The sequence below is a fragment of the Pseudomonas sp. HB05 genome (assembly GCF_016756915.1).
Lineage (GTDB): Bacteria > Pseudomonadota > Gammaproteobacteria > Pseudomonadales > Pseudomonadaceae > Aquipseudomonas > Aquipseudomonas alvandae.
On record NZ_JAESPG010000048.1, the window covers coordinates 25,539 to 34,491 of the forward strand.

Consider the following 8,953-nt stretch of genomic DNA (forward strand, 5'->3'; position numbering starts at 1 on the left):
CACGTCGGTCTACTGGAAAAACGGGAGCCTGCCCCATGGCTGAAATCCTTTCGCTGCACGACGCGGTGAAGCAATTCGTCAACGACGGCGATACCGTCGCGCTCGAAGGCTTCACGCACCTGATACCAACGGCGGCGGGTCATGAAATCATTCGCCAGGGCAAGAAAGACCTGACGTTGGTACGCATGACGCCTGACCTGATCTACGACCAGTTGATCGGCGCCGGTTGTGCTCGCAAGTTGATTTTCTCCTGGGGCGGCAACCCTGGCGTCGGGTCCTTGCACCGCCTGCGCGATGCCGTGGAAAAACAATGGCCGCACCCGCTGGAGATCGAAGAACACAGCCACGCCGACCTGGCCAATGCCTACGTCGCCGGTGCCTCCGGCCTACCGTTCGCGGTACTGCGAGCCTACGCCGGTTCCGACCTGCCGAAGGTCAACCCACTGATCAAGAGCGTGACCTGTCCCTTCACCGGTGAAGTATTGGCCGCTGTACCTTCGGTACGCCCGGACATCACGGTGATCCACGCCCAGAAAGCCGACCGCAAGGGCAACGTGCTGCTGTGGGGCATTCTCGGCGTGCAGAAAGAAGCCGCCCTGGCCGCCAAGCGTTGCATCGTCACCGTGGAAGAAATCGTCGACGACCTGAACGCGCCGATGAACGCCTGCGTGCTGCCGACCTGGGCGTTGAGCGCGGTGTGCCATGTCCCCGGCGGTGCCCATCCGTCCTACGCCCACGGCTACACCGAGCGTGACAATCGTTTCTACCAGGCGTGGGATCCGATCGCCCGGGACCGTGAGACGTTTACCGCATGGATCAACGAATACATCCACGGCACTCGGGATTTCAGTGAATTCCAGGCCCGACTGGCAGCCGCTTCGCAGGTGAACGCATGAACTACACCACCAACGAAATGATGACCGTCGCCGCGGCGCGTCGCTTGAAGAACAATGCCGTGTGCTTCGTCGGCATCGGCCTGCCGTCGAAAGCGGCCAACCTGGCGCGTCTGACCTCATCGCCAGACGTCGTGCTGATCTATGAATCCGGCCCGATCGGCGCCAAGCCCAGCGTGTTGCCACTGTCCATCGGCGACGGCGAGCTGGCGGAAACCGCGGACACTGTCGTCCCGACCGGTGAGATTTTTCGCTATTGGCTGCAGGGCGGACGTATCGACGTCGGTTTCCTCGGCGCGGCCCAGGTCGACCGTTTCGGCAACATCAACACCACGGTGGTGGGCAATTACCATCAACCGAAAGTCCGCCTGCCGGGTGCCGGTGGCGCGCCGGAAATCGCCGGTTCGGCCAAGAGCGTGCTGATCATCCTCAAGCAGTCGGCGCGTTCGTTTGTCGACAAGCTGGATTTCATCACCTCGGTCGGTCACGGCGAAGGCGGCGATTCGCGCAAGCGCCTGGGCCTGCCGGGCGCAGGTCCGGTGGGCATCATCACCGACTTGTGCATCATGGAACCGGAAGCCAGCAGCCATGAATTCGTGGTCACCGCATTGCACCCCGGCGTGACTCGCGAGCAAGTTATTGCGGCCACCGGGTGGGCGATCCGTTTCGCCGACCAGGTGCACACCACCGCCGAGCCGACCGAAGTCGAGCTGCGCGCATTGCGCGACCTGGAAGCTCGCACCGCGGCGGCCCACGGCCAGGCACCGGGAGAAGCCTGATGCGCGACGTGTATATCTGTGATGCGATTCGAACCCCCATCGGCCGGTTTGGCGGCGGTTTGTCCGGCGTGCGCGCCGATGACCTGGCCGCCGTGCCGATCAAGGCATTGATGGAGCGCAACCCGTCGGTGGATTGGAGCGCGGTGGACGAAGTGTTCCTTGGCTGCGCCAACCAGGCCGGTGAAGACAACCGCAACGTGGCGCGCATGGCGCTGCTGTTGGCGGGCCTTCCGGACAACATTCCCGGCGTGACCCTCAACCGGCTCTGCGCCTCGGGCATGGACGCTATCGGCACCGCGTTCCGCGCCATCGCCAGTGGCGAGATGGAACTGGCGATTGCCGGCGGCGTGGAATCGATGTCTCGTGCACCGTTCGTGATGGGCAAGGCCGACGCGGCATTTTCCCGCAACATGAAACTGGAAGACACCACCATCGGCTGGCGTTTCATCAACCCGTTGATGAAAGCCCAGTACGGCGTGGATGCGATGCCGCAGACCGCTGATAACGTGGCGGATGATTACGCGGTGTCCCGCGCCGACCAGGACGCTTTCGCCTTGCGCAGCCAGCAACGCACGGCGGCGGCCCAGGCGGCAGGGTTTTTCGCCGAGGAAATCGTGCCGGTGCGCATCGCCCATAAAAAGGGCGAAACCGTGGTCGAGCAGGATGAACATCCTCGCCCTGACACCACGCTGGAAACCCTGGGCAAACTCAAACCGGTCAACGGTCCGGACAAGACGGTCACCGCCGGCAACGCTTCGGGCGTCAATGACGGCGCGGCCGCGTTGATCCTGGCGTCGGCCGAAGCAGTAAAAAAACATGGCTTGACGCCCCGCGGAAAAGTGTTGGGCATGGCCAGCGCCGGTGTGGCGCCACGGGTGATGGGCATCGGTCCGGTGCCGGCGGTGCGCAAACTCACCGAACGCCTGGGATTGGCCGTCGCGGATTTCGATGTGATCGAGCTTAACGAAGCCTTCGCCAGCCAAGGTTTGGCGGTATTGCGAGACTTGGGACTGGCGGACGATGCGCCGCAAGTCAACCCGAACGGTGGGGCGATCGCCTTGGGTCATCCGCTGGGCATGAGCGGCGCACGGTTGGTGATGACAGCACTGCATCATCTGGAAAAAACAGGCGGCAAGAAAGGCTTGGCGACCATGTGTGTCGGCGTCGGCCAAGGTCTGGCGCTGGCGATCGAACGTGTCTGATGCGTCGCTCTACTAATAAGAAACCGAGGAATGCTTCATGACTGACAAGCCTGGTTATCGTCGCCCACAAGCGGGCACCCAGCCGGAGTATCTGCACCCGCCGTACCAGTCCACCAACCTGCGATCGCCGTCCAAGCCGCTGGTGTACCTGCCTCATTCGCTGTCGGAAATTACCGGGCCGACCGTAGGTGCCGATCGCCTGAAGGAGAAGGACCACGACCTGACCGCCCAGCATGCTGGCGAGCCGCTGGGTGAACGAATCATCATTCACGGGCGCGTACTGGATGAGCACGGCGAGCCAGTGCCGGGCATCCTCGTGGAGATCTGGCAGGCCAACGCCGCCGGTCGCTACAACCATGACCGTGACGACCACGATGCGCCGCTGGATCCGAATTTCACCGGCACCGGTCGCACCGTCACCGACGCCGACGGCTGGTATCAGTTCCAGACCATCAAGCCCGGCGCCTATCCGTGGGGTAATCACCATAACGCCTGGCGCCCGGCGCATATCCATTTCTCACTGTTCGGGCCGAGCATCCTGACGCGCCTGGTGACGCAGATGTATTTTCCGGGCGATCCGTTGCTGGAATACGACCCGATCTACAATTGCGTGCCGGACACAAGTGCCAAGGAACGCCTGATCGCCCGTTTCGATCTGGAAAAAACCGTCCCTCACTACGCCCTCGGTTATCGCTGGGACATCGTCTTGCGCGGCCGCGATGCCACGCCGATGGAGAAATAAGATGACGCTCAACGCCACTACGTCCCACACCGTCGGGCCTTACTACCACATCGGCCTGACGTGGCTGAACCGCGAAGACCTGACCGTTGCCGAGACGCTCGGCCAGCGCGTGGCGATCACCGGGCAGGTGGTCGATGGCAACGGCCAGTTCGTCAACGACGCGATGCTGGAAGTCTGGCAGGCCAACGCCGCTGGCAAATACGCGCACCCGGAAGACGACCAAAACAAACCCCTGGACCCACATTTTGACGGTTTTGGTCGGGTGCCGGTGGATGCCGAAGGACGCTTCCGCTTCACGACGATCAAGCCCGGCACTGTGCCGGGGCTGGGGGGCACGACCCAGGCGCCGCATCTGGTGGTGCTGGTGTTCGCTCGCGGGCTGGTCAAGCATCTGCTGACGCGGATCTATTTCGATGGCGAGCCCGCCAACGAAGCCGATCCGCTGCTGGCCTGCGTTCCCGAGGAACGTCGCGGTACCCTCGTCGCCAAGCCCGATACGTCGGGCGTGTATCAGTGGAATGTGATCCTGCAGGGCACGGATGCCGAGACGGTGTTCTTCGATTATTGAATGAACCCCCCGTGGCGAGGGAGCTTGCTCCCGCTGGCTTGCGCAGCAAGCCCATGGCAGGCGCCTCGATGTATCAGAAAGGTCGCGGTGTCTGGTTTTGCGACTGCTTCGCAGCCGAGCGGGAGCAAGCTCCCTCGCCACAGAGATGATGCAATCCCTGTGGGAGCGAGCTTGCTCTTGATGGCGGTAGTACAGGCACTACACGTTGAAAAACTGTTTGTGGAACGGGAGTGTTACGAAGTGTGTCTAGACTTCGTCAGCCCCAACGAGTGAATAACCCATGACCACCCCAACCAGCCACTACACCGGTGAGGAGCGCAGCAAGCGCATCTTCGCCATCGTCGGTGCCTCATCCGGCAACCTGGTCGAATGGTTCGACTTCTACGTCTACGCGTTCTGTGCGATTTACTTCGCGCCGGCCTTCTTCCCCTCGGACAACCCGACGGTGCAACTGGTCAACACGGCCGGTGTGTTCGCCGCCGGATTCCTGATGCGACCCATCGGCGGCTGGATCTTCGGGCGGGTGGCGGACCGTCATGGGCGCAAGAACTCAATGATGATCTCGGTGCTGATGATGTGTTTCGGCTCGTTGCTCATCGCCTGCCTGCCCACCTACAAGGACATCGGCGTCTGGGCACCGCTGTTGCTGTTGTTCGCACGCCTGCTGCAAGGCCTGTCGGTCGGCGGCGAGTACGGCACCACCGCCACCTACATGAGCGAAGTCGCCCTGAAAGGCCAGCGTGGCTTCTTTGCGTCGTTCCAGTACGTGACTCTGATTGGCGGACAACTGCTGGCGGTGTCGCTGGTGGTGATCCTGCAACAGTTTCTCAACGAAGACGAACTGCGTGCCTATGGCTGGCGGATTCCGTTCGTGGTGGGCGCGGTAGCGGCCGTGATATCCCTGTTCCTGCGCCGTTCCTTGAAGGAAACCAGCAGCAAGGAAATGCGCGAAAACAAGGACGCCGGCAGCATCGCCGCGCTGTTTCGCGACCACAAGGCCGCGTTCATCACCGTGCTCGGCTACACCGCCGGTGGCTCGCTGATTTTCTACACCTTCACCACCTACATGCAGAAATACCTGGTGAACACCGCCGGCCTGCACGCCAAGACCGCCAGCTACATCATGACCGGCGCGCTGTTCCTCTATATGTGCATGCAGCCGCTGTTCGGCATGCTGGCGGACAAGATCGGTCGGCGTAACTCCATGCTCTGGTTCGGTGGCCTTGGGGCGCTATGCACGGTGCCGATCCTGCTGACGCTGAAAAGCATCAGCAGCCCGTTTTTGGCCTTTGTGCTGATCACGTTCGCGCTGGCGATCGTCAGTTTCTATACCTCCATCAGTGGCCTGGTGAAAGCCGAAATGTTTCCACCTGAAGTGCGCGCGCTGGGAGTAGGGTTGGCTTACGCGGTGGCCAATGCGCTTTTTGGTGGATCGGCGGAATACGTCGCCTTGAGCCTGAAAGCCCAAGGCATGGAGAACGCGTTTTATTGGTATGTCACGGTGATGATGGTGGTGGCGTTCCTGTTCAGCCTGCGCCTGCCCAAGCAACCGACGTATTTGCACCATGATCTTTGATCCATTCACTTAAGGCTTGTTTGAATCATTGTGGCGAGGGAGCTTGCTGTGGCGAGGGGATTTATCCCCGTTGGGCTGCGCAGCAGCCCTCTCTTGTGAGCGCTTCGCACTCAAGCGGGAGCAAGCTCCCTCGCCACAAAGGCATCTACCTTCCCAAGGACTGTTTATGAGCGAACGACCGGCCAATCAGCTGTTCGATGCCTACTTCACCGCCCGCGACATGCGCGAGATCTTCTGTGATGCGGGGCGGGTCCAGGCGATGCTGGATGTCGAGGCCGCGCTGGCCCGGGCCGAGGCGCGAGTAGGGCTGATTCCCCAGGACGCGGTGGCACCGATCGAGAACGCCTGCCGTGCCCAGCTGTACGATTTTTCCGCGTTGAGCGAAGCGATTGCCAGCGCCGGCAATTCGGCGATCCCGCTGGTGAAAGCGTTGGGCAAGCGCATCGCCACCGACAGCGCCGAGGCTGAACGCTACGTGCACCTGGGCGCCACCAGCCAGGATGTGATGGACAGCGGGTTGGTGCTGCAACTGCGCCAGGCGCTGGCGCATATCGAGGAAGAGTTGGCGCAACTGGCCGTCATCCTGGCCCGACAAGCTGACCGCTATGCCGCCACACCGCTGGCCGGGCGCACCTGGTTGCAACACGCCACGCCGGTGACCCTGGGCATGAAAATCGCCGGTTGGCTGGGGGCGGTTACCCGCAGCCGACAACGCCTGCGCGAACTCAAGCCGCGTCTGCTGGTGCTGCAATTCGGCGGTGCCTCCGGGACACTTGCCGCGTTGGGTGAACAGGCGCTGCCGGTGGCCGAAGCTCTGGCCGCCGAGCTGCAACTGACCCTGCCGGAACAACCGTGGCACACCCAGCGCGATCGTCTGGTGGAGTTCGGCGCGGTGCTGGGGTTGGTCGCCGGTAGCCTGGGCAAATTGGGGCGCGACATCAGCCTGTTGATGCAGACCGAGGCCGGCGAAGCGTTCGAGCCGTCGGCGCCAGGCAAGGGCGGTTCGTCGACCATGCCCCACAAGCGCAACCCGGTTGGTGCGGCGGTGCTGATCGGCGCGGCGACGCGCGTGCCTGGCTTGTTGTCGACACTGTTCAGCGCCATGCCCCAGGAACACGAGCGCAGCCTGGGCCTGTGGCACGCCGAATGGGAAACCCTGCCGGAGATCTGTTGCCTGGTCTCCGGTGCCTTGCAACAGGCGCGACTGCTGGCCGAAGGGTTGGACGTGGATGCGGCGCGCATGGCCCGCAACCTGGAACTGACCCAGGGGTTGGTGCTGGCGGAAGCGGTGAGCATCGTCCTGGCCCAACGTGTGGGGCGCGATACCGCGCATCACTTGCTCGAACAATGCTGCAAGCGCGCCGTGGCCGAACAGCGGCATCTGCGCGCTGTGCTGGGGGATGAACCCCAGGTCACCGCGCAGTTGTCCACGACCGAGCTCGATCATCTGCTCGACCCGGCCCATTACCTCGGCCAGGCCCAGACCTGGGTTGCCCGGGCCGTGGCCGAACACCTTGCCCTGAATGCCTGAAAGGAGATAGTTGTGGGATTCGTCAAACTCGCCGAAGGCGATCTGAACTACCGATTCGATGGGCCGCAAGACGCCCCGGTGCTGGTGCTCTCCAACTCCCTGGGCACTGATTTGCATATGTGGGACGAGCAGATTCCTGCCTTTAGCGAGCATTTTCGCGTGCTGCGTTTCGATACGCGGGGGCATGGCCAGTCGCTGGTGACCGAAGGTCCCTATAGCATCGAACAACTGGGCCGCGATGTGCTGGCGATGCTGGATCAGTTGAATATCGACAAGGTGCACTTCTGCGGCCTTTCCATGGGAGGGTTGATCGGTCAGTGGCTGGGCATCCATGCCGGTGAACGCCTGCGCAAATTGGTGGTGTGCAACACGGCAGCCAAGATTGGCGATCCGTCGATGTGGAACCCGCGCATCGAAACCGTGCTGCGCGATGGCAAGGATGCGATGGTGGCGTTGCGCGACGCCTCGATTGCCCGATGGTTTACCCCGGACTTTGCCGAGGCGCAGCCTGCGACGGCAAAAAAAATCACCGACATGCTGGCCGCCACGTCTCCCCAAGGTTATGCAGCCAACTGCGCGGCGGTGCGTGATGCCGATTTCCGCGAGCAGTTGGTGTCGATTCGCGTGCCGCTGCTGGTGATCGCCGGCACCGAAGATGCGGTGACGCCGCCGTCGGGCGGGCACTTCATCCAGGAGCGCGTGAGTGGGGCCGAGTACGCCGAGTTTTACGCTGCACATCTTTCCAACGTCCAGGCCGGCGCCGCATTCAGCGCGCGGGTGCTGGATTTCCTGCTTGATTCCGGCCGGGCCTGAGGAGTTTTTTGTGGACGAGAAACAACGTTACGACGAAGGCATGCAGGTACGCCGCGCCGTGCTGGGCGATGCCCACGTGGATCGCAGCCTCAACGCCCTGACTGAATTCAACAGCGAATTCCAGGAGATGATCACCCGTCACGCCTGGGGCGACATCTGGACCCGCCCGGGACTGCCGCGCCATACCCGCAGCCTGATCACCATCGCCATGCTGATCGGTATGAACCGCAACGAAGAACTCAAGCTGCACCTGCGCGCCGCCGCCAACAACGGCGTGAGCCGCAGCGAGATCAAGGAAGTGATCATGCAGAGCGCCATCTACTGCGGCATCCCGGCAGCCAACGCCACCTTTCACCTGGCCGAATCGGTCTGGGATGAACTGGGCGTCGAATCACGGGGGTGAGACCCACCCCCGATCCCTGTGGGAGCGAGCCTGCTCGCGGAAGCGGTGGGTCAGCTTGCATCAATGTTGAATGTGATGATGCCTTCGCGAGCAAGCTCGCTCCCACACTGGATCTTCAGGGAACACAAATTTTGTGCTCGACATTTAACCCTGTGGGAGCGAGCTTGCTCGCGATGACGGTGGTACAGCCTCCCTCCATGTTTGGCTTCTACAACAGACTGATCGGATAGCTGACGATCAACCGGTTCTCATCGAACTCATTGGTGCTGAAGTCCCGGCGCATCGTCGAGTTACGCCACTTCACGTTCAGGCTCTTCAGCGCACCGCTCTGCACGGTGTAGGCCAGTTCGGTTTCACGGCCCCATTCCTTGCCGTCATCGACGGTGGCGGTGTGCACGTTGTCACCGCTGATGTAGCGGTTCATCAGGGTCAGGCCCGGCACGCCG

Annotated in this window: 10 protein-coding genes; 9 read left to right on the forward strand and 1 reads right to left on the reverse strand. The window is 62.4% G+C overall.

The features are described 5' to 3' along the window. Positions 1–35: 35 nt before the first annotated feature. The 9 genes from JMN22_RS26155 to pcaC all read left to right on the forward strand — a co-directional run bounded on the left by JMN22_RS26155 (position 36) and on the right by pcaC (position 8,507). Entirely contained in the window at positions 36–896 is an 861-nt protein-coding gene (locus JMN22_RS26155; RefSeq protein ID WP_030142299.1) for a CoA transferase subunit A, read from the forward strand. Further along, complete coding sequence (locus JMN22_RS26160; protein WP_198798222.1) at positions 893–1,672, forward strand: CoA-transferase subunit beta; 780 nt, start codon at positions 893–895, stop codon at positions 1,670–1,672. Before JMN22_RS26155 ends, JMN22_RS26160 begins: the two co-directional genes overlap by 4 nt. After that, entirely contained in the window at positions 1,669–2,874 is a 1,206-nt protein-coding gene (gene pcaF, locus JMN22_RS26165) for a 3-oxoadipyl-CoA thiolase (RefSeq protein ID WP_198798231.1), read from the forward strand. Before JMN22_RS26160 ends, pcaF begins: the two co-directional genes overlap by 4 nt. 37 nt (positions 2,875–2,911) lie before the next feature. Next, positions 2,912–3,616, forward strand: a complete 705-nt coding sequence (gene pcaH / locus JMN22_RS26170; RefSeq protein WP_030142296.1) for a protocatechuate 3,4-dioxygenase subunit beta — start codon at positions 2,912–2,914, stop codon at positions 3,614–3,616. A gap of 1 nt (position 3,617) precedes the next feature. Then, positions 3,618–4,184: a protocatechuate 3,4-dioxygenase subunit alpha gene (gene pcaG / locus JMN22_RS26175; protein WP_030142295.1), complete on the forward strand. Its 567-nt coding sequence runs from the start codon at positions 3,618–3,620 to the stop codon at positions 4,182–4,184. 280 nt (positions 4,185–4,464) lie between these two features. Beyond that, on the forward strand, positions 4,465–5,760 hold the full coding sequence (locus tag JMN22_RS26180) for an MFS family transporter (protein WP_198798221.1): 1,296 nt from the start codon (positions 4,465–4,467) through the stop codon (positions 5,758–5,760). Between the two features lie 166 nt (positions 5,761–5,926). Continuing rightward, complete coding sequence (locus JMN22_RS26185) at positions 5,927–7,291, forward strand: 3-carboxy-cis,cis-muconate cycloisomerase (RefSeq protein WP_198798220.1); 1,365 nt, start codon at positions 5,927–5,929, stop codon at positions 7,289–7,291. Between the two features lie 12 nt (positions 7,292–7,303). Continuing rightward, the gene (pcaD, locus tag JMN22_RS26190; protein WP_198798219.1) at positions 7,304–8,104 is read left to right on the forward strand and encodes a 3-oxoadipate enol-lactonase; all 801 of its coding nucleotides are present in this window, start codon (positions 7,304–7,306) and stop codon (positions 8,102–8,104) included. A gap of 10 nt (positions 8,105–8,114) precedes the next feature. Beyond that, entirely contained in the window at positions 8,115–8,507 is a 393-nt protein-coding gene (gene pcaC, locus JMN22_RS26195; RefSeq protein ID WP_030142291.1) for a 4-carboxymuconolactone decarboxylase, read from the forward strand. A 208-nt stretch (positions 8,508–8,715) separates the two neighbouring features. Here the strand turns inward: pcaC and JMN22_RS26200 are convergent. Continuing rightward, on the reverse strand, positions 8,716–8,953 hold a 238-nt coding region (locus JMN22_RS26200), incomplete at its 5' end, for an OprD family outer membrane porin (protein WP_198798218.1).

Excerpts from the sequence above, each read along its gene's own strand:
- pcaG (WP_030142295.1), top strand. The coding sequence starts at position 3,618 with ATGACGCTCAACGCCACTACGTCCCACACCGTCGGGCCTTACTACCAC.
- JMN22_RS26185 (WP_198798220.1), top strand. The coding sequence starts at position 5,927 with ATGAGCGAACGACCGGCCAATCAGCTGTTCGATGCCTACTTCACCGCC.
- JMN22_RS26155 (WP_030142299.1), top strand. The coding sequence starts at position 36 with ATGGCTGAAATCCTTTCGCTGCACGACGCGGTGAAGCAATTCGTCAAC.
- pcaH (WP_030142296.1), top strand. The coding sequence starts at position 2,912 with ATGACTGACAAGCCTGGTTATCGTCGCCCACAAGCGGGCACCCAGCCG.
- JMN22_RS26180 (WP_198798221.1), top strand. The coding sequence starts at position 4,465 with ATGACCACCCCAACCAGCCACTACACCGGTGAGGAGCGCAGCAAGCGC.
- JMN22_RS26160 (WP_198798222.1), top strand. The coding sequence starts at position 893 with ATGAACTACACCACCAACGAAATGATGACCGTCGCCGCGGCGCGTCGC.